Source organism: Bombilactobacillus apium (genome assembly GCF_013385145.1).
Lineage (GTDB): Bacteria > Bacillota > Bacilli > Lactobacillales > Lactobacillaceae > Bombilactobacillus > Bombilactobacillus apium.
This window is the reverse complement of record NZ_JABZEC010000001.1, coordinates 212,940-232,752: the sequence shown is the minus strand read 5'-3', so window position 1 is coordinate 232,752 and position 19,813 is coordinate 212,940. Positions and strand designations below refer to the sequence as shown.

Annotated in this window: 18 protein-coding genes and 2 pseudogenes; 12 read left to right on the top strand and 8 right to left on the bottom strand. The window is 39.5% G+C overall.

Annotation, left to right across the window (positions count from 1 at the left end):
* The first annotated feature begins 9 nt into the window (after nucleotides 1–9).
* The 8 genes from HU830_RS01120 to HU830_RS08710 all read left to right on the top strand — a co-directional run bounded on the left by HU830_RS01120 (nucleotide 10) and on the right by HU830_RS08710 (nucleotide 7,987).
* Nucleotides 10–414, top strand: a complete 405-nt coding sequence (locus HU830_RS01120) for an EbsA family protein (protein WP_176941977.1) — start codon at nucleotides 10–12, stop codon at nucleotides 412–414.
* Nucleotides 404–2,080 (top strand): formate--tetrahydrofolate ligase, encoded by a 1,677-nt coding sequence (locus HU830_RS01115; protein WP_176941976.1) that lies wholly within the window; start codon nucleotides 404–406, stop codon nucleotides 2,078–2,080. Before HU830_RS01120 ends, HU830_RS01115 begins: the two co-directional genes overlap by 11 nt.
* Nucleotides 2,081–2,092: 12 nt before the next feature.
* Nucleotides 2,093–2,557 carry a signal peptidase II gene (gene lspA, locus HU830_RS01110; RefSeq protein WP_176941975.1) on the top strand — a complete coding sequence of 155 codons (465 nt, stop codon included), beginning with the start codon at nucleotides 2,093–2,095 and terminating at the stop codon, nucleotides 2,555–2,557.
* On the top strand, nucleotides 2,538–3,467 hold the full coding sequence (locus tag HU830_RS01105) for an RluA family pseudouridine synthase (RefSeq protein ID WP_324196234.1): 930 nt from the start codon (nucleotides 2,538–2,540) through the stop codon (nucleotides 3,465–3,467). The genes lspA and HU830_RS01105 overlap by 20 nt, the downstream gene beginning before the upstream one ends.
* Before the next feature lie 20 nt (nucleotides 3,468–3,487).
* A complete protein-coding gene (gene pyrR, locus HU830_RS01100; protein ID WP_324196246.1) occupies nucleotides 3,488–4,027 on the top strand; it encodes a bifunctional pyr operon transcriptional regulator/uracil phosphoribosyltransferase PyrR in 540 nt (179 codons plus the stop codon).
* On the top strand, nucleotides 4,024–5,103 hold the full coding sequence (locus HU830_RS01095) for a carbamoyl phosphate synthase small subunit (RefSeq protein ID WP_176941973.1): 1,080 nt from the start codon (nucleotides 4,024–4,026) through the stop codon (nucleotides 5,101–5,103). The genes pyrR and HU830_RS01095 overlap by 4 nt, the downstream gene beginning before the upstream one ends.
* Nucleotides 5,100–7,505 carry an ATP-binding protein gene (locus HU830_RS01090; protein ID WP_176941972.1) on the top strand — a complete coding sequence of 802 codons (2,406 nt, stop codon included), beginning with the start codon at nucleotides 5,100–5,102 and terminating at the stop codon, nucleotides 7,503–7,505. The genes HU830_RS01095 and HU830_RS01090 overlap by 4 nt, the downstream gene beginning before the upstream one ends.
* A 248-nt stretch (nucleotides 7,506–7,753) precedes the next feature.
* Nucleotides 7,754–7,987, top strand: coding sequence for a hypothetical protein (locus tag HU830_RS08710; protein ID WP_176941767.1), 234 nt, complete (start codon nucleotides 7,754–7,756; stop codon nucleotides 7,985–7,987).
* A gap of 453 nt (nucleotides 7,988–8,440) precedes the next feature.
* On the opposite strand, the gene HU830_RS01080 is transcribed toward HU830_RS08710, so the two are convergent.
* The gene (locus tag HU830_RS01080) at nucleotides 8,441–10,171 is read right to left on the bottom strand and encodes an Rqc2 family fibronectin-binding protein (RefSeq protein ID WP_176941971.1); all 1,731 of its coding nucleotides are present in this window, start codon (nucleotides 10,169–10,171) and stop codon (nucleotides 8,441–8,443) included.
* A 142-nt stretch (nucleotides 10,172–10,313) separates the two neighbouring features.
* Here HU830_RS01080 and HU830_RS01075 point away from each other — a divergent pair, with 142 nt between their 5' ends.
* The gene (locus HU830_RS01075; RefSeq protein WP_176941970.1) at nucleotides 10,314–11,180 is read left to right on the top strand and encodes a DegV family protein; all 867 of its coding nucleotides are present in this window, start codon (nucleotides 10,314–10,316) and stop codon (nucleotides 11,178–11,180) included.
* 118 nt (nucleotides 11,181–11,298) lie between these two features.
* Here HU830_RS01075 and HU830_RS01070 read toward each other — a convergent pair whose 3' ends face one another.
* Both HU830_RS01070 and HU830_RS01065 read right to left on the bottom strand, forming a co-directional pair.
* Nucleotides 11,299–11,448, bottom strand: coding sequence for a hypothetical protein (locus HU830_RS01070; protein ID WP_176941969.1), 150 nt, complete (start codon nucleotides 11,446–11,448; stop codon nucleotides 11,299–11,301).
* Between the two features lie 84 nt (nucleotides 11,449–11,532).
* On the bottom strand, nucleotides 11,533–12,621 hold the full coding sequence (locus HU830_RS01065) for a YhgE/Pip domain-containing protein (RefSeq protein WP_176941968.1): 1,089 nt from the start codon (nucleotides 12,619–12,621) through the stop codon (nucleotides 11,533–11,535).
* 164 nt (nucleotides 12,622–12,785) lie between these two features.
* On the opposite strand from HU830_RS01065, the gene HU830_RS01060 reads away from it, so the two are divergent.
* A complete protein-coding gene (locus tag HU830_RS01060; RefSeq protein WP_176941967.1) occupies nucleotides 12,786–13,280 on the top strand; it encodes an RrF2 family transcriptional regulator in 495 nt (164 codons plus the stop codon).
* Between the two features lie 109 nt (nucleotides 13,281–13,389).
* Here HU830_RS01060 and guaB read toward each other — a convergent pair whose 3' ends face one another.
* Entirely contained in the window at nucleotides 13,390–14,529 is a 1,140-nt protein-coding gene (guaB, locus tag HU830_RS01055) for an IMP dehydrogenase (protein WP_176941966.1), read from the bottom strand.
* Between the two features lie 693 nt (nucleotides 14,530–15,222).
* Between guaB and xerS the strand changes: the two genes are divergently transcribed.
* Both xerS and HU830_RS09125 read left to right on the top strand, forming a co-directional pair.
* The gene (gene xerS / locus HU830_RS01050; RefSeq protein WP_176941965.1) at nucleotides 15,223–16,332 is read left to right on the top strand and encodes a tyrosine recombinase XerS; all 1,110 of its coding nucleotides are present in this window, start codon (nucleotides 15,223–15,225) and stop codon (nucleotides 16,330–16,332) included.
* A 184-nt stretch (nucleotides 16,333–16,516) separates the two neighbouring features.
* Nucleotides 16,517–17,914 (top strand): annotated as a pseudogene (locus HU830_RS09125) (DHA2 family efflux MFS transporter permease subunit).
* A 302-nt stretch (nucleotides 17,915–18,216) separates the two neighbouring features.
* Here HU830_RS09125 and HU830_RS01040 read toward each other — a convergent pair.
* The 4 genes and pseudogenes from HU830_RS01040 to HU830_RS01020 form a co-directional block, all read right to left on the bottom strand.
* Nucleotides 18,217–18,495, bottom strand: a pseudogene (locus HU830_RS01040) (family 1 glycosylhydrolase).
* Nucleotides 18,496–18,558: 63 nt separating this feature from the next.
* Nucleotides 18,559–18,705, bottom strand: coding sequence for a PTS lactose/cellobiose transporter subunit IIA (locus HU830_RS01030; protein WP_176941964.1), 147 nt, complete (start codon nucleotides 18,703–18,705; stop codon nucleotides 18,559–18,561).
* Between the two features lie 221 nt (nucleotides 18,706–18,926).
* Nucleotides 18,927–19,370: a GNAT family N-acetyltransferase gene (locus HU830_RS01025; RefSeq protein WP_176941963.1), complete on the bottom strand. Its 444-nt coding sequence runs from the start codon at nucleotides 19,368–19,370 to the stop codon at nucleotides 18,927–18,929.
* The gene (locus HU830_RS01020; protein WP_176941962.1) at nucleotides 19,371–19,811 is read right to left on the bottom strand and encodes a MarR family winged helix-turn-helix transcriptional regulator; all 441 of its coding nucleotides are present in this window, start codon (nucleotides 19,809–19,811) and stop codon (nucleotides 19,371–19,373) included. It abuts the gene before it with no gap.
* Nucleotides 19,812–19,813 lie beyond the last annotated feature (2 nt).

The window sequence follows — 19,813 nt, the reverse complement described above, 5'->3', positions numbered from 1 at the left end:
GAAAACCTTATGCTGAAGTTTCATTACCAAATGAATAATGCTTTAACTCAATTATTTTGGATTTGGGTCGGGATCGGCTTACTGGGAGCAGGCATTCTCCAATTAGAAAGCACTAGTTATAATTGGCTAGCTATCAGCATCAGCCTCCTAATTTTAGCCTTGATTGTGATTACTTGGTGGAGTCACCAAGTTCTAGTTGATCCAAAGAGTCAAACTTTGACCATTAAGGGCTGGTTTTTGACTCGAGCTGTTCAACTGAACTTCAAGGAAATCAAAACTATCAATCCTCGACGATTTTGCAGTATTTTAATTTTTCAAGATCCTACTGAATTGCCCTTAACTTTATTTATGCGGACTACGACACAAAAAAAATTAGCGAAATTCGTTGAAGGAGCTAATCAAAATGTTAAGTGATATTGAAATTGCCCAAACCAATGCTCAACAAGAAATGTGGCCAATTACCCAAGTAGCTGCCAAATTAGGACTGACGGCAGAAGAATTAGAACTTTATGGATCAGCGAAAGCCAAAATTACCTCAGAAGCTCAAGTTCGAGCTCAAAAACAAGCTCCGGGGAAATTAATCTTAGTTACTGCCATGAACCCCACGCCAGCAGGTGAGGGGAAGTCAACGGTCATGCTTGGACTAGGAGATGCTCTCCAACGACTCCATCAAAAAACAGCTGTGGCCTTGCGGGAACCTTCGCTAGGTCCCGTCATGGGACGTAAAGGTGGTGCTGCTGGCGGAGGCTATGCGCAAGTTGTTCCTATGGAAGACTTGAATCTTCATTTTACCGGCGACATGCACGCTTTAACCACAGCGATTAATACCTTAGCAGCCTTAATTGATAATCACTTACAGCAAGGAAATCAACTTCGTCTAGACCCCCGAAGAATTATCTGGCAACGGGCCTTAGATGTTAACGATCGGGGCTTACGAAATATTGTTTTAGGCTTAGGTGGCCCCAAATCTGGAGTTGTCCGCGAAGAACATTTTCAAATTACCGTAGCTTCTGAGTTGATGGCCGTTTTGTGTCTTACAGAAGATCAACAGGATCTAAAACGACGGATTCAAAAGATGCTAATTGGTTATAATGTGGACAATGAACCCGTTTTTGTTCACGATTTACATGCTGAAGGGGCTTTAACCCTTATTTTAAAAGATGCTATCAAGCCTAATTTAGTTCAAACCTTAGAACATACCCCCGTTTTTGTTCACGGAGGCCCCTTTGCGAACATTGCCCACGGTTGTAATAGTATTATTGCAACCAATCTAGCCGTGCGTCTAAGTGACTATACTTTGACTGAAGCTGGCTTTGGGGCTGATTTAGGCGCGGAAAAATTTCTTGATCTCGTATCCCAACACTTAGTTACCTCGCCAACCGCAATCGTTTTGGTGGCAACTTTACGAGCTCTACGTTACAACGGGGGTCAGCCTTTAGCCCAAAACAAGACTAGTGATCTTGCGGCCTTACGCCGAGGTTTTGTCAACTTGAAACGGCACTTAACTAATCTGCAAGCTTATCAAAGACCCGTTATTGTTGCTTTAAATCAATTTGCAGATGATAATCCAGCCGAAGTTGAGTTATTACAGCAACTTTGTCAGGAATTAGGGATCGCTGTTCATCCAGTAACTGTCTTTCGTGATGGGGGAGCCGGGGCCCAAAGTCTGGCGCAATCCCTCATTGATCTTCCGGTCACAACGGGGACAATCAAGCCGATCTATGAAGCAAAAACAGACGTTGTCAATAAAATTGAATGTTTAGCCCAAAAGATTTATCATGCCCGCAAGGTTAATTTTAGCCCGACCGCTCAAAAACAAATTCAAGAACTGCGCCAGCAAGGCTGGGACCAACTTCCCATTTGCGTTGCCAAAACACCTTATTCTTTTAGTGACAACCCACACTTATTGGGGGCACCAACAGACTTTGAGCTCCAAGTAACCGCCGTTGTACCTAAATTAGGAGCTGGTTTCTTAGTTGTTTTAACGGGTAATGTTTTAACGATGCCCGGACTACCCGCTCATCCAGCAGCTTTGGATATGGATATCGCTGCTGATGGTGAAATTACGGGCTTATTTTAGGAGATTTAATTAATGTGGCTTTATTTAATAATTATTTTTGGTGGTTTAGGGGCAGACCAGTTAAGTAAATGGATTGCTACTAAAGTCCTTACTGGATCCCAACCAATTTTTCTAATTCCCAACACCTTGGGCTTTCTAAAATTACACAATCAAGGGGCCGCTTATAACTTACTTGCGGGTCAATTATGGTTCTTTCTCCTCATTAGTGGGGTATCCGTCCTCATTTTGGGTTACTATTTAATTCACAACTATCGACAACGACCACTTCTTTCTTGGGGACTAGCACTTCTATTGGCCGGCACCTTAGGCAACGCCTGCGATCGGCTCTTTAGTGGGTATGTAGTAGATTTCATTTATTTGAATCTTGCTAATTTACCATTTCTAAATTTCGTTTGTAATTTAGCTGATATTTTTATTACGATTGGTGTAATTTTCTTATTAGGAAGTCTATTGAAAAGTGAGGATAAAGGTTATTAAGACGATCGAATTTACTACTTCAACCGGGCCGCTTCGTTTAGACCAAGCCATTAGTCAAGCTCAAAATGACTATCCCCGAGCTCAAATTCAACGCTGGATTAAGGCTGGAGCAGTTGAAGTTAATCAGCAAGTAATCACCAAGAGTGGTGCCAAAGTTCAGGCAGGAGCCAAAATTACGGTTCAAGTTTTACCACGTCCGCAATTGCGAGCTTTCCCCCAAGATTTACCACTGGATATTGTTTACGAAGATCAAGATGTTTTGGTGGTTAATAAACCCCAAGGTTTAGTGGTTCACCCAGCGGCCGGACATCCAGACCATACTTTAGTTAATGCCATTTTGTACCATACCCAAGTTCAAAGTGATGATTCCTTACGCCCAGGAATCGTCCATCGAATTGACAAGGATACTTCCGGCCTGCTCATGGTGGCCAAAACTGAATTAGCTGAACAGAGTCTATCCCAGCAATTAAAAGACAAAACTAATTTGCGCAGTTATTTAGCCATTGTTCATCGTCCATTTGCTGAGAAAAAGGGGAGGATTGAAGCCCCCATCGGTCGTGACCCTCAAGATCGAAAACGGCAAGCTGTGGTGGCCAACGGAAAAAACGCAGTTACTAATTTTCAGGTTCGAGAAAATTTTGCCAATTATGCCTTAATTGAATGCCACTTGGAAACTGGGCGGACCCATCAAATCCGCGTCCACCTCCAATATATTAAACATCCTGTAGCGGGAGATCTGCTTTATGGACCCAAAAAAACCCTCCCGGGAGCTGGACAATTTCTTCATGCTGCTCGGTTGGGCTTTTACCATCCCCGAACCGGAGAATGGCTAGAATTTAGTGTCGAACCACCGACTATTTTCCAAACCACTTTGACAAACTTACGCCAATCATCAAGCAAAAATAACTAGAATAACTAGTAAGGAGAAAACTGATGCACAAAGAAATTGTCGATGATAAAACAATGAAACGAACTCTAACTCGAATCACCTATGAAATTATCGAAAAAAATAAAGGTAATCAAAATTTGATTCTCATTGGAATTAAAACTCGCGGAGCTTTTTTAGCCGAACGAATCCAAATGCGTTTACAGCAATTGGAAGAAATTCACGTTCCAGAATTTGCCCTCGATATTACCCATTGGCGCGACGATCAACCAGAACGCGAAGCTGAAATTAGTCAGCCACCATTTCAAGCCGAAGACATAAATAATAAACATGTCGTTTTGGTTGATGATGTTTTGTACACCGGACGGACAATCAGAGCCGCTTTAGATGCCATTATGAATGTTGGTCGTCCTAGTAAAATTTCCCTAGCCGTCTTAGTTGACCGAGGTCACCGCGAACTTCCCATCCGCGCCGACTACGTTGGGAAAAACATTCCCACTTCTCATCGTGAAACTATCCAAGTCTTGATGGCAGAAATCGACGATGAAGATAAAATTGAAATTGTAGATTCGCGTTCCGAATGAAAAAATATTTGATTCTCGAGGATGGGACCGTTTTTCAAGGTGACAGTATTGGAATTCCTTCAATTTCAACCGGAGAACTAGTAATTACCAATAATATGGGCGGCCTAGAAAACACAATTACTGATCAGACATATAACGATCAAATTATTGTTTTCACCGCGCCGATCATCAATAATCGCGGCGTCAACCGTGATGACTACGAATCAATTACCCCTAGTTGTAAAGGAGTTATCTTCAATAGCCTACCTTTTAGTCAACTAGATACTAATAATTCCAGATCTATTAATAGTTTCTTAAAAAAAAGAAACTTACCGGGAATTACCAACATAAACGTGCAGCGTTTAGCCGCTCATATTAAAAAAAATGGTGCTTTGAAAGCTAGTATTATGGATACGGCTGATGAACATGCTCGCGATCAAATTCGCGCTTTAGTAATTCCTCGAGACCGGGTGAAGACCGTTTCGACCAAACAACCCTATCCCAATCCCAATATTAGTTTTAAAATTGCGATTGTTGATTTAGGCTTAAAGTTTTCGATGCTCCGCCAACTTTCAATTCGAAATTGTGACTCCATTATCTTACCCTATAATACTTCTGCTCAAGATATCTTAGATCTTGACCCCGATGCGGTTCTTTTCACTAGTGGTCCTGGAAGTCCCCAAGAAATCTCGGAAACTATTCAAACTTGTCATGATCTTGAAGGAAAGTTACCGATTCTGGGGATTGGTTTGGGTCATTTAGTCGTGGCCTTAGCTAATCAGGCGACAATTACTAATCTTAAATATGGACATCATGGTTCAAATGTTCCTACCTTAGAAATTGCTACAGAAAACATTGAATTTTCAAATCATAATCATAACTACACGGTGGATCCCACTTGTATTAAAGATACAGACTTTTTTATTACTTATCGTTGTGTGACTGACAATGCTATTGAAGGTCTGCGTCACCGAAGTGACCCCACAATGACCGTTCAATTTCAGCCTGAAGCTGCTCCCGGAACTCACGATGCCAGCTATGTTTTTGATGAATTTATGGAAATGATAACTTCCTTTAAGCAAGGTAAACAGCTATGACACAAAACCTTTTAATTCTCGGGACGGCTAGTGGTCTTGCCTCCAGTGAACGTCTAGAACAAGAAAAGGCCCAATTAGTTGCTAGTCAAGTCTTTCGTCAGGCTGGGGACCAAGTTTTCTTACTAACTGAAAATCACGAGGCCCTTACTACCATGGTCCATGATCTAGTAACAATTATTCGAGCCCCTTTAACCAGCGCAACAATCAAGCAGGTAATCCATGATTACCAAATAACGACCATTTTTCCTAGCTTTAGTAATCCGACAGCTTTGCAGGTTCTGCGTACTTTGTTTCGTGTTGATTTTTTTACTCAAGAAAAGGTTAAGGTTCTTGGTTTAAATACTAAGAATTTAAATTTGACTTTAAGTCGTCGCTTACTAAATCAATTTCTTGATAGTCAAGGTTTTCGCCTCATCGAACGCGAAACAGTGACTGATTACCCGGCAGCCTTAGAATTTACCCATCAACATAATTTTCCAATTATTATTCGCAGCAATCTTAATGAGCAAAAAACTTATTGGCATAATATTACCACGCAAAAACAACTTCACGACTTCTTCCAAGCCAATTCAGAAGTTACCAGTTTTGAGGTCGAACGAAGTATCAGTAATTTCAAAGAAATTACCTTAGTGACAATGAGTGATAAATTCGATAATCATGCCTTAGTTTATCAGTCTGAAGATCTTGATCCCATCGGAATTCATTCCACAGATTCGATCAGCATTGCTCCCGTTTTTTCTATTGGAAACACTTTACTGCAACGCTTACGAGACGCGGTTATTCGCCTTAGTTCGCTCCTCAAAATTGTCGGTAGTTGTACTTACCATTTGGCCGTTGATGAACAAAGCAGATCTTTTTATATTTTAGAAATTTCACCACTTTTTCAAAGTAAGATCTTACCTTTATTGGAAAATACCGGTTATCCAATCTTGGAAATTTGGTGTCAAGTAGCCCGGGGGCAGCGTTTGCAGACGATTACTGCTCTCAATGGAGCAACAATTAACGGCGCCGTCGAATTAACCCCCAATCACTTGACCGCTCGTTTTCCTGTCTGGCAAACTAAGAAAAATCAAAATCCTAAAGTCAACTTAGGTCCCCGTAAAACTTCCAGTGGTGCTTTTATCGTCAATAGCAATAATCTGGAAACAATTCTTATGAAGGGCTTTCGAATTTGGCAAATCACGGATTTAATCTTTCTCCAACGTCCCCAAAAAGTTCTTTTAGATGAACAAATTGAATCTTCCTTATTTCACAATAATACCCAACTAATTATTACAATTTGTGAAGCTTTAGATCGGGGCTTTGAAATTAGCGAAATTTATAGTTTCACCAAATATGACTTAACTTTTTTACAAACTCTCCGTCATCTCCTCGATTTAGCACGGCTTTTGGCTTATCAAAGAGGGGACTTTGAGTTATTACTAGAAGCTAAGCATTATGGTTTTGATAATCAATTAATTGCTAAACTTTGGCATTTAACCGCCGAACAAGTCCAAAAAATTACACAACAATTACATTTGAATCTTACTCCCCAAGCCACACCAGCTTCCTTTGATCTGGAGCACGGGGCAGTAACTAATCATTACGACTTGTATTTAACGGAACCTCAACAAACTTTAGCCCCGGCCCAAATTACGCTCGCTGGGCAGCAAAACACTAACGTCATTTCGAACTATGAGCTCTTTATATTAGCTCAAGGATTAGTCAATCAGTACGTTAACGATGGCTTTTCTGTAGCTACCAAGGGGAATCTTTTAGCTAATTTCACTTCGCAAACCGCTGTCCAAGCTGTCACTGAACCCGGCTTGCAGTCTTTGGAGTTACCATCAATTTTATATTCGGCAACTGACCATTTACAATTAAGTTACCAACTAGATGAGCAACCAGCTATCCAGCAAACTATTGAATTATATAATCTCTGGTCCTACTTTAACCAACAGCAGGTGCAATTCTTACAAGAGATCGCTTTTATCCGCACGGAAAACCAGCAATATTGGTTTGCTGATCCAATTACTAGTATTTTAAAACCCTTAAACAAGCAGCGCTACGAAGTCACTACTGTGCCTGGGCATCACAGTTATAATTTTCGCCAACAGGCTCAGCACTACTTGCAACATCATCAATCGACACTTCAATTTGGAACGATTCTGATCCAGGACAACCAAGTTCGGCAAATTAAGGCTGGCTTCAGCAACAATCTTGGACTTATTCAACAATTGAATCCAGACTTTATTAATCTTTTGAGTCATGCCCTCTTAGGCAATCCTCTAAGATTAGATTCGATGAGAACTCCGGGCATTCGCCTAGGTCGAAAATTATTAATTTATCAAAACACCAACGGTGTTTACACCACTCGGATTCGCTATTTTGATCCCTTACAGGAACTACCTTCTAAAAAATAAAAAATTCAGTATTTCTAATCAACCATGTTATAATACGATTCTATAGGATTTAGGAAGGGAGCAATGATACAGAATGTTTATATGTATTGGTAAAAACATTAGTTCAACTATTCAAGGAATTGCTTCGGACATCGTTAATCCATTCGTTTTTAAACTTTTCACTACTGATTCCATCCCGAGTGTAGAGAAATCGATTGCCAAGGGCTGGGAAAAAGTTGGTGCTGATTTAAGATTTAGTGTACACCAATATGACAACAAATAAATTAACAAATAACAATAAAAGTGATAAGGATAATAAAACCAAAGATCAGATTCTTTTGGATGAAGTGAAAAGCTTGCCAGAATCTAAGCGCAAAAACATGTTGGCCACAATGGAAATGTATAGTGGTCCTATCCCACACCCTAAAATTCTCAAGGGTTATGACGGTGCAGCAAAGGAGATAATCGAAAACGGCGTTAATGAATCTGTCCTCTGTCCATAGAAGAAAGCTAGAAACCTCTCGACAGAATACTAAAAATAAATTGGCCTGGGTTTCTTTGATTTCTTCTATCGCTATTTTATTGGTATTCATAATTTTATCTTTTTATTTAATATTTAATAATCACCAGATTATCGGCGGTATCTTTGGTGGTACAACTTTTCTTACTGTCATTGGAATCTTATCCGATAATGTAGCTTCTTTAACTAAGAAAGATGATCTTTCTACTAGTAAAGAGGATAAAAAGGAAAATTGAAGAATAAATACTTTCTGAACTAGGGATTAATTAAAATTGGTCTTGTGTATTAGCTGGTGCTTATAATCTGTACTTGCTTGCTTTTTTACAAACTAATCTAGATATGGACACTGGTCGAGACCCCGTGATCTAATAAGTAATTTTGTTAATCTTCCGACACCAAAAAGGAACTTGAATTAAGCTCAGCATTAAAGATTGAGCTAGTTCAAGTTCTTTTTTGGTAATTGCGGTTCAACTAGAAGCGTCTTTTGATGGGTATAAATTACATAGCCCGGCTTGGCACCATTAGGTTTATGCACATACTTAACTTTGGTGTAGTCAACCGCAACTTTGGCGCCCGCTCGTCCCACCCGAGAATAGTAGGCTGCTGCTTGCGCCGCTTGAGTAAGCTCAGCAGCAGTCACTGCAAATTTGGCAATAATAACGTGGCTGCCGGGATTATCTTTAACATGCAACCAAGTATATCTTTTATCGGCCCACTTGGTAGTCAGATAATCATTTTGTAGATTATTCTTTCCAATATAAATCTCTGTTTGGTCATTCAAAGACCACTTTTCACCTAAACGGACTTTCGTTTTGTGCGGCTTTGATCGGTGTGATTTTTGCTTTAAATAACCCTGTTGTCGTAATTCCATTTCCATTTCGGCAATATCCTGGGGCTGGGCGTAAGCTAACTGGCTCAAAATACCAGTTAAGTAGTCAATCTCTGTTTGGGTTGTCGTAATTTGCGACTGCAGATGGCGTACCGAGTGCTTTAATTTTTGGTAAGTTTTGAAATACCTCTGTGCATTGCGACTTGGCGAAAGTTCGGGGCGCAACGGAATCGTCAGTGGTTGATTGTTATCATAATAATTAGCCAATTGTACTGATTGTGCTCCTCGAGGAACTTGATTTAAATAAGTTGTCAAAAGTTCCCCTCGGATTCGGCTAGTTTCTGCAGAATCAGTTTTAGCTAAATCATGCTGCAAACGCTGTAGTTTAGTTTGATTTTTTTTCAAATCACGTTTAACAACTTGTAAAATATTGGCTCCCTGTTGGCGAACCCGATCTTGCCGCGCCCGGTCAGCATAGTAAACATCCAACATGCCACTCAAAGTTGAATACTGGAATGATTTTTTTTCGAGATTTTGCAAATACTGATAGGGAAGAGGCGTAAACACTTGACGATCCTTGGAATCAAGACTAATAGTTGGCTGAGGTTTTCTCAAAGCCGTGAAAAATTGCTGCCAAGCTCGTTGAATGGAACGCAAATCGGGGCGAGCTTGTAGTGTAATCGTCACTAGTTCTTGGCTAGTCTCTTTCCCTAGACCCATCCATGTTTGGCGCAACAAACTAGCAAGTTCAACAGCTGAAGCTAGGGCAATTGCTTGCCCTTGAGCTTTTAGAAACTTCTCTCGGGCAAACTGATCAAATGGGTCAGCTTGTTTTAAAGCTGGTGGCAACTTGTAAGTTACTTGGGGTAACAATTCGCGGTAACGATCTTGCTGCCAACTAATATGTCTAATGGCTTCTACAATTTTCCCAGTGGCCTGGTGAACCAAAATAATATTGCTATGACGATTCATAATTTCAACACATAATAAGAAAGTTTGGGGATCGCCAAATTCATCCCGGGTTAGAAATTGAAAAACCATAATCCGATCATTAGCAATTTGGTTCACCGCTTGTAAGATTGCTCCAGTTAAATGCTTTCGAAAAGTCATCACTAGAGTACTGGGTTGTTGCGGACTGGCCAATTTAACTTGGGTCAATTGCACCCGAGCATAAGTCGGATTAGCTGATAATAACAGGCTTTGATTTTTTCCATGACTTCGAATCGTGAAGACTAATTCTTGGGCAAAGGGCTGTTGGATTTTAGTTAAACGTCCACCCTCTAAAGCAGCTTTTAATTCTTGAACCATTACGTGGGTAAAAACACCATCAAATGACATATTTTAACTCCTGATAAGATTTTTTTCTTTTAGCTCGTAGACTTCATTTTCTTATTTTACACTAGATTAAGGAGTGTGATATAATATTTTATTGTATTATTTAGACAATGAACTGAATTTAAAATTTGGCTGGTGACAATCTATGAAAATTGCTGTCGTGACCGACAGTTCTTCGTATCTCTCAAAGGCAGAAGCCGACCGTTATCACATTCGGGTAATTTCCACACCCGTAATTATTAATGATCACGTGTTTCACGAGGGAATTGATATTACAAATGAAGAATTCTATACGCAAATGCGGAAAACTACTGAACTTCCCAAAACTTCCCAACCGGAAATCCAAGAAGTCAGCCAACTTTATGACGAGCTCGCTGCCGAAGGCTACGAAGTGGTAATTTCCATTCACCTTGCAAAGACTATTTCTGGCTTTATTAATAGTTTACAGTCTTTAGCCCAATCCAAAACCAATATCAAAATTATTCCTTTTGATTCTCATATTACAGTACGTTTAATGGGTTATTTAGCTTTAGAAGCTGGAAGAATGGCTCAAGAGGGTATAGAACTGGAAGCAATTTTGGCTCGTCTAGAGGACTTACGGAGTACAATCGATGAAAATTTAATTGTCGACGACCTCAATAATCTGGTAAAGGGCGGGCGGCTTTCGAACGCTTCCGCCGTAATTGGCTCGATGCTCAATATTAAACCCTTATTAACCTTTGACGACCAAACCGACAAGATCGTCGCCTTTGGAAAGGTTCGTTCCATGAAAAAAGCCTATCTCAAATCTGAACAACGTTTTGAGGCGGTCCAAGCAGCTGCCGATTTTCCTTATCGACTATTAGTCTTAGATGCCAATAATCGGCCGGAAAATGATCTTTGGACAAAACATCTTCGCGAGAAATTTCCGAATTTAACAATTGAACAAAGTTATTTTGGTCCGGTCATTGGTACTCATCTGGGAGAAAATGCTATGGCCCTCGGTTGGATCAAAGATTTTGAAAAAGTTTAGTTTACAATCTGCTTCGTTTCTTAGTAACGATAGCGGATTATTTTTTTATTATACAGATCAAAAAAGCATTAGTGAAAAGTTAATTTCACTAATGCTTTTTATCTTTTAAAGGAGGCAATTAGTCCTTGTTCTTCAAGTCTTTGAATTCTTGAGCAACTTTCTTACCTAAATCAGCATAAGCTTTGCCTTCTTTTTTGAAGATATGGCCTAAGTTCTTGCTACTTTCCTTAATTGATTTAATACTTTCATCTTTAGCTTCACGATCCATAATGATTCCTCTTTTCTTAAAAATAAATCTTACTTAACTTGGTAAAATTACATTATAACTTAAAATCTTTATCAATGGATAAGCTTAGCCAAACAGCCGATTTTCATGTTTATGATAAGCTAACAGTAAAATAATCTGTCCACCAATAAAGAACAATAACAAAATTCCAACTTCCGGCCAAACATTGTAAGTGTTCAAGCTAATTAACTTTCGTAAACCGGCCACACTATAAGTCATCGGCAAGAATTGATGAATGGTTTGGAAAAATGGAGCAGATAAAGCAATGGTGTAAGCTCCACCCGAAGAAGAAGTCTGTAGCATAGTTAGTAAAAGAACAATTAAACTCCCAATTCCCGGGATTAACTTATTAAAGGCGACGATGATACTACAGAAGGTTGCCGCGACAAGGAGAAGGAAGGGAACAGCACCCCAGAACTTATCAATTGAGATATGAATGAATAATTGGTTAAAGAGCAACAATAAGCCGACTTGGCAAACACTAATAAATAATGGCAATAAGAATTGTTTCATCCAGTAAACTGGTAAGTCGTCACCTTTTTTAGCAAACTTCCGCATCACAAACTGGTTAACAAAGATTCCACCAACAAAGAGGGTTAAAGAAAGAATATAAGGAGTCATCGCTTCACCATTGTTCTTAACCGGATGGATATCATTATTCTTCAACTGAATAACCGAACTAATATTGGCTGGTAAGGGGATATGCCGCGCCTGTAACTGGACTATCATTAACTGACTATTAGCATGATTGACCCGATCTGTGAATTGTTCTATCGCACTGCGAACCATCTTAGTCGTTGAATAACTTAAACCTTCAGAAGTCGTGAGTTGAATCTTCGGTGACTGCGAAGTCCGAACAAAGTTTTGCATCTTGTTCTTAAAATCTTTATCAAATCTAACAACAGCATAAACATCGCCATTTTGTAAGTCTTTTTGAGCCTTAGTTGAGCTTTCTAACTTATAATCAAAAATCTTAGCCTTAATTAGGCGATGATAGACAGGATTAGCATCCTGATCGGTATTGACCACCGCTACGGGCAAGGTATCTAACCGCCCGTAAGGATCTTCCAAAGCCCCCAAAAACAGACTTGAGTAAATAACCGGGATCAACGCCATGATTGTAATAATCAGGGTCAACTTATAAATCTTTTTCATAAATTCCACCTCTTGTTATTGATTCTTATGTCCAAATAACTTACCATTAACTTAACTCATGGATATAATAAATCTACGGATGTTTAACATCTGTGGATATAATAAATCCGTAGATATTAAATGTCAATAGGAAAACACAAAAATAAAAATAAGCGGTGGTTTTTTTGAAATTAAGTAATTCGTTCCTTCAATCTATAGCAATTATCGTGATTTTGGCGGAATTACCAGATGGTGTTAAACTCAAGTCTAGCGAACTAAGCGAACGCTTAGAAGTCTCGCATACTTATCTCCAGAAAATAGCTAAAAAATTAAAGGACGCTGGTTTAATTAAATCTACAGCTTCCAAGAATGGAGGTTATTCTTTAAATAAGAAAGTTGAAGATATTAGTTTCTATGATTTATTCATTATTGCAGAATCTAATCATAGTTTCGTTCAAAAAGGTAACTACGATATGCTCTATAAAATTTTTAATTCCGAGAACTTAGTTACCAAATATGGTCAAGTCGCCAAAGATATTTTTTCCGACGCCGAGGAAAGCTATAAACATGTCCTCAATAGTCACTCTCTTGCTGAAGTAGTCCCTCGCGATTCTCAAGGAAAAATTTTGATGATTGATTGGCAAAAGCTTTTTAAACAATCATCTTCCAATTCCAAATAGCAACTGCAAAAGTTGGATTAGAAAAAGGATCCTCTCAGATCATTTTGGGAGGGTCCTTTTGTCGTATCTGTCGTATCTAAAGTAATTTATTAATCAAATAAGTGGTTAATTAGCGACCACTATAGTTAGGAGCTGATTTGGTAATTGTTACTTCATGAGGGTGGGATTCAATCAAGCCAGCATTTGTAATCTGAATAAACTGGGCTTGCTCAATCAAATCATCAATTGTCCGAGCTCCGACGTAACCCATTCCAGAGCGCAAACTTCCCGTTAGCTGAAATAAAACATCACGCACGCTACCTTTGTAGGGGAGACGACCTTCAATTCCTTCCGGAACCAACTTTTTGGATTCATGAACATTGTTTTGGAAGTAGCGATCAGAAGAACCTTCTTGCATCGCAGCTACAGAACCCATCCCGCGATAAGATTTATACTGGCGCCCATCATCAGCTAGGAAAACATCTCCTGGGGCTTCTGCAGTTCCTGCCAACATACTTCCTAACATGACCGCATTTCCCCCGGCAGCTAAAGCTTTGACAATATCGCCAGCGTATTTAATGCCCCCATCGGCAATAATTTGTTTCCCATAAGCCTGCGCTACTTGAGCCGCTTCAAAAATTGCCGTAATTTGTGGAACTCCCACACCAGCAACTACTCGAGTCGTGCAAATTGAACCCGGTCCAATACCCACTTTAACGACATCAACCCCGGCTTCAAAAAGAGCCTTAGTACCCGCGGCAGTAGCTACATTTCCGGCGATCAAGGTTACATCGGGATTTTCTTCTCGTAAATGAGCAATTACTTTTAAAACACCATGAGAATGACCGTGTGCTGTATCAATCACTAAAACATCAGCACCAGCAGCTAAGAGGGCAGTAGTACGTTCTTTAGTATCATGAGCAACACCAATGGCTGCGGCGACTAATAAATGGCCTTGATCATCAACTGCGGCCAGGGCTGGATCTTCCACGGGTGTTTTTTTAACGGCTTGCACAACTTGAGCTTGCTCGGCAATTCCCATATTCTTATGGATGACACCTAAACCACCTTGTTGAGCCATCGCTTGGGCCATTTCCGTTTCTGTGACTGTGTCCATCCCAGCGCTGATGATTGGGATATGTAACTTTAAGTTGGAACCTAATTGGGTCTCAAGTTGAGCTTCTCGAGGCAAAACATCACTAGGAGCTGGAATTAATAAGACATCATCAAAAGTCAAACCTAACTGCGTAAATTTATCTGTTTTTTTCAAAAATAATTCCTCCTTAAATTAAGTTCCTAAAGCTATTAATTCCAGCTATCTTTACAGAAAATAATTGTAAATTGAACCTAATTTATCACACTCTACTAGAATGTCAATTATCTTAAAATGAAGTTTAGTCCGTTTAAATTAAGATTTAATCTTGATAAAATAGGATTTTTCTTAATTTTAATTGTAAACGACTTCCATAAAAGTAGAGTGAAAGCCTGAAGAGAGCTATCATTCAGGGTAATGAGGAATTTCCCATTTAAATTGGCTGGAATTGATAGGTTTTTTCATAATTTAAAATCGGAATTTTTAAAGCCAAGAAAAGGGATTGGTAAATAATTGTTTGGAGTAACTTAATAAAGACAAATAATTAATTATAAGTAATTAAAGTCCCAAATTATTTATTTTAAATTTCATCCAGCCTTAATCTGTTGATCTATTACTTGGATTTGAGTTTTAAAAAGGGAATTCCGGCCAGCAGTTGATTCTTAATTTTTTTGATTGGTCAAACTCTTAATTTAAAAACATAAAAACTTCAGAACCAGGAGAACTATTCAATTAGTGGTTTTCCAGTCCCTCATATGCTAAAATATAACTCAATAAAATTGACATTTTATTGAGTTATGGATAAGAAGAATCAGCCCACCAATTTTTCAGTCCCATTAAGTCTAATTTTTAACTGGAGGTTTTTTACTTATGGATAAAGCCCATTACATTGCTAACAACGAGCAACTGGTCGCACAGCTACCAACTTATGTCCAACAATATTATTTGGAAAAAAGCGTGGTCCCGTTATCACCAGCAACTTTGTATCAGTACTTAAATGAATTCAAGCGTTTCTTTACTTGGTTGATTGATACCGGGGTCAGTTCAGCAGCTAATCCCGCAGCCATTACCTTAGAAGAATTGGAACATCTCAGTAAACAGGACGTTGGTCTCTACAAAGCCTTCTTACTCAACCGCGGAAAAGCTAATAAGAAAAACCCTCAGGGAACTCTCTCAGTTAAAACCGTCAATCGTTCTTTAAATGCTCTGGGAGCACTCTTTCGTTATTTAACCGTCGAATCAGAGGGTCCTGATGGTGAACCTTACTTTTATCGAAATGTTATGAAAAAAGTTAGTCTGATTCCAGATAGTGAAACTTTTCAAGCGCGGGCTCAAAATATCAAAGCCCAACTTTTATTGGATAATGATCAGCAATATCTGGAATTTATTGCTCACGATTATGGTGCTCAGCAAAATAATCGTAAAAAACTTAATTTATACCAGCGCGATCGGGAACGCGATCTGGCAATTAATGCTTTGTTGCTGGGGAGTGGTATTCGAGTTTCAGAACTGACCAACACCAATCTCACCGATTTAAATTGGGAACAGGCTCAAGTTAAAGTTCAACGTAAGGGAGGGAAGTTTGATACTGTTCCTATTGCCCAGTGGGTTTTGCCTTACTTACAACCTTATCTAGAAATCCGCACGCTGCGTTACCAAGCTACCTCCTCTACCCCTGCCCTCTTCTTGACCAAAGGGCGCCCTAACCCCCGGCGGATTAGCAGTTCCACCGTTGAATTATTAGTGGCCAAATATTCTCAAGCTTTTAATCAGATTCGTATTACACCCCATAAACTTCGTCATACTTTGGCTTCCAAACTTTACTTAGAAACTAAAAATGAACATCTTGTCGCAACTCAATTAGGCCAAAGCTCCACCAAAGCCACCGGCTTATATACGCATATTATCGATACACAGCAAAAACAAGCCTTGAATCAAATTAATCAACCCCCGACTTCCAAGGATCAAGACAAGAAATAAAGTCGTTCAATTTTTTAACTTTGAAACGAAGTTTTATAAATCATGAAACCCTAAGGAAAATTTCCGGAAAAATTAGTTGTAATTTTTACTTACGTGGCGCTCCAATTTCTGCTAGCACAATCAAGTCGCCTAAAAATGTTCTAAATTAGGGCTCCTTTTAGGGAGTACAGAAATGGAGTAATTTATGGAAATTGCACAAACTAAGCCCCAAGTCGCCCACCCCACTGGAGCCATACTCGGACTGATGATTGGCGCCTTTGTGGGAATGTTCTCAGAAACTTCTTTAAACATTGCACTCCCCTTCTCTAATGACGGCCCTCAAAGTCAATCAGGGAACGATTCAGTGGCTAATCACAGGTTATATGTTAATTATTGGAATTTGTATGCCTCTTTCCAGCTTACTGAGTAAGTGGTTTGCCACCAAAAAATTGTTTTATTTGCTTTAAGTGCCTTTATCCTAGGGGCTTGTATTTCCGCTTTGAGGATTAACTTTCCCATGGTTCTAATCGGGCGGATGATCCAAGGTTTAAGTACTGGGCTGATTTTCCCATTGCTTTTTTCCGTAGCACTACAGATCTTTCCTCCTTACAAAATTGGAACTGCCATGGGACGTGCTGCTTTAGTCATCATGTTTTCCCCAGCCGTTGGTCCGACGATTACGGATCTGCTTTTAGCTAAATTATCTTGGCCCTATATTTTCTGGCTCTTTATTCCTTTCCTAATTTTTCCTAATTTTGGCCCTAATCCTCACGGCTTATAATTTAGAAAATATTTATCCGCAAACTAAAGCTCCAATTGATTGACCTTCAATTATTCTTTCAACTCTTGGCTTTGCTGGAATTGTTATCGGAGCTTCTCTAGCAGCAGAAAAAGGTTGGCTGGCACCATTAGTGCTCGTTTCTCTAACTATCGGCCTCGTTTCATTAGCCTTTTATACCCGGCGGCAACCCCAGCTTGACCAACCAATTCTCAATCTCCGGGTTTTTCAGCAATCGCATTTTACAGTAGGAACAATTCTGGTAATGTTCAACTTTGGCATCATTTTGGGGTCTATGTGTACCTACTACCTCTATTTTTACAACAAGTTTTAGCCTTACCGGTAGCCCTTTGTGGCTTAGTGATGTTTCCTGGAGGAATTGTCAACGCTCTTGTTTCTGCCGTATCCGGACGCCTATACGACCGTTTTGGGGCTCAAGGTCTCACCCGACTAGGATCAAGAATTGCAATCATCGGAGCTTTAATTCTTCTTTTGACCAGCTTTCAAAAATCACTTACCTTAGCGATTATCGGACATATTGTCTTAATAGTTGGTACTCCCTTAGCTATGTCTCCGGTACAAACTTATAGTCTCAATAGCTTAAGTGGCCCCCAAAGTGCTGATGGAAGCGCCATTTTAAATACTCTTCAACAAATTGTGGGTGCTCTAGCAACTGCCATCATAACTTCTCTAATGGCCTCGGGCAGTCTCCAGCAACTGGGTCAAGCTGGTTTGCAGCTTGGTACGCAACGGGGCTTAATCTTCGTCTTAATTTTAACTCTAGGGGCTTTTCTGCTTTCTTTCAAAGTTCAAAAAGCAAAATAAAAGTTATACAAGAAAAGGCAACTAATATGAATAAGAAAACGAGCGGTAATTGTCTTTTTTGATTGCTTATTTTGAGCTGCCAGTAAAATTTCAAAAACAAAATCATAAGATCTATTTTTCAAAGTTAACTTCAGTCGTCAAAATAGCTACCCCTAGGGCAATAATAATTCCCCGACCATCCCAACCACTAAATTACCGGTATAACCCAGTTTTTGGGGATCTAAAACCAACATTAAAAAACCAATTGTTGAAAACATCAGTTGCCAATTAAGTATCCGTTAACAATAATCCACTTTGGTTCATTAAAAGTTGGCCAATGCAAAGGCGGCAAAACAAACTTGCGCATAGTGCTGATAAGCAGTACAGACGTCCTTATTTAGCCAACCACCTTTTTCAACCCAACATTGCGATAAATCCCAATGATAGAGAGTAACAAAGGGGGTGATTCCTTTTTGTAAACATTCGTCAATCAAGCGATTATAAAAATCAATTCCTGTTGGATTAACCTCGCCGCGGTAATTTTTAATGATTCGCGGCTAAGAAAGTGAGAAAAGATAGGAATTTTGTCCACCTTCGCACATCAACTCCAGATCTTCAGAAAATCTATGATAGTGATCGCTAGCTACATCCCCATCTTCTAGTTTCTACTGATATAAGTGATGGGCTTGTTTAATTTCTTCTTGCGCTTTATCTTGCTTCATCTCATAAACCCAGATTTGTCCGGCTTTAATTGCAGCTAAAACTTCACAAACATCACTTTTCGCATTTCCTGCATGCAAGATAATCTGCATTGATTCTGAACTAGTAGCTGGTATTGATGATTATGCTGCACTCATCGCTTTTCTCCTTCCAAAGAATCTTCTCTTGCTTTACAAATTCATTACAAGTACTCCCTAGAGCTAGTTAAAATTCAATTTTGCACTATCAATAGCGGCAATTAAAAAACCAGTTTATCTCATTTTTGAAATCGACTGGTTTGAGTTTTTCATTTTAAATTTCCGGAACTTTTTCCCTAAAGTGCAAGATGCCCCATCCGCACATGGGGTGTCTGTTGAAAGATAAAGGGCTCTCCAATCTTGGTGAAATTATATTTTTCATAGAAAGGAACCACTTGAATTTGAGCCTCAATCTCGATCGGAATCCCGGGAAAACGTTGAGCAATCGTTGTCAAAACAAGCTCCATTAATTTAGCTCCTAAACCCTGACCGCGAAATTCAGGCGCAGTCACAACTCGCCCAAAGGTTACTTTAGTTCCCTGATCACTTAAAAAGACCCGCGCATAAGCAGCGATTTGACGAGCAGGAGAACGGTTAAAAACATGAATTGCCTTGAGATCTTGTCCATCAACTTCTTGGTAGATTCGTTTTTGATCAACGACGAAAGTTGCTGTTCGGAGAGCTAAAATTTGATATAAATCAATCTGATCTAATTCGGAAAAAGTTTGAATCTGCCACATTTATGATTTCCCCTTTGTTAAAAGCTGAGCTAATTTCCTAATCCCTGTGTAAAATTCCTCTTGTTCTGCAGCATTTAAATTCCGTAATAACCAGCGGATTTGTTCCTGCGATTTTTGATCCAAATCTCGCGCCACTTCGTCTCCCTTCGCGGTTAACGTCAAAGTTACCGAGCGCAAGTCTTGGGTGGAAGCCGTTTTGCTTACCAATTGCTTCTGGACTAACTTCTTAATGATCCGACTGGTATAGCTTTTGTCTAAATCCAACAAACGAGCCAAAGCAAGTGGTGTCGGACAATGATTAAGCTTGATTTCCAACAAGACTCGCGCTTCAGTCCAATTTAAAGTTGGCCCCAAAAGTCGTTTGTCCAAAACTCCCAAGGCTTGTGTATATTGCCGATTAAAGTCCCGAATTTGATTAATTTGCTTTTTGGGCAGAACCATCT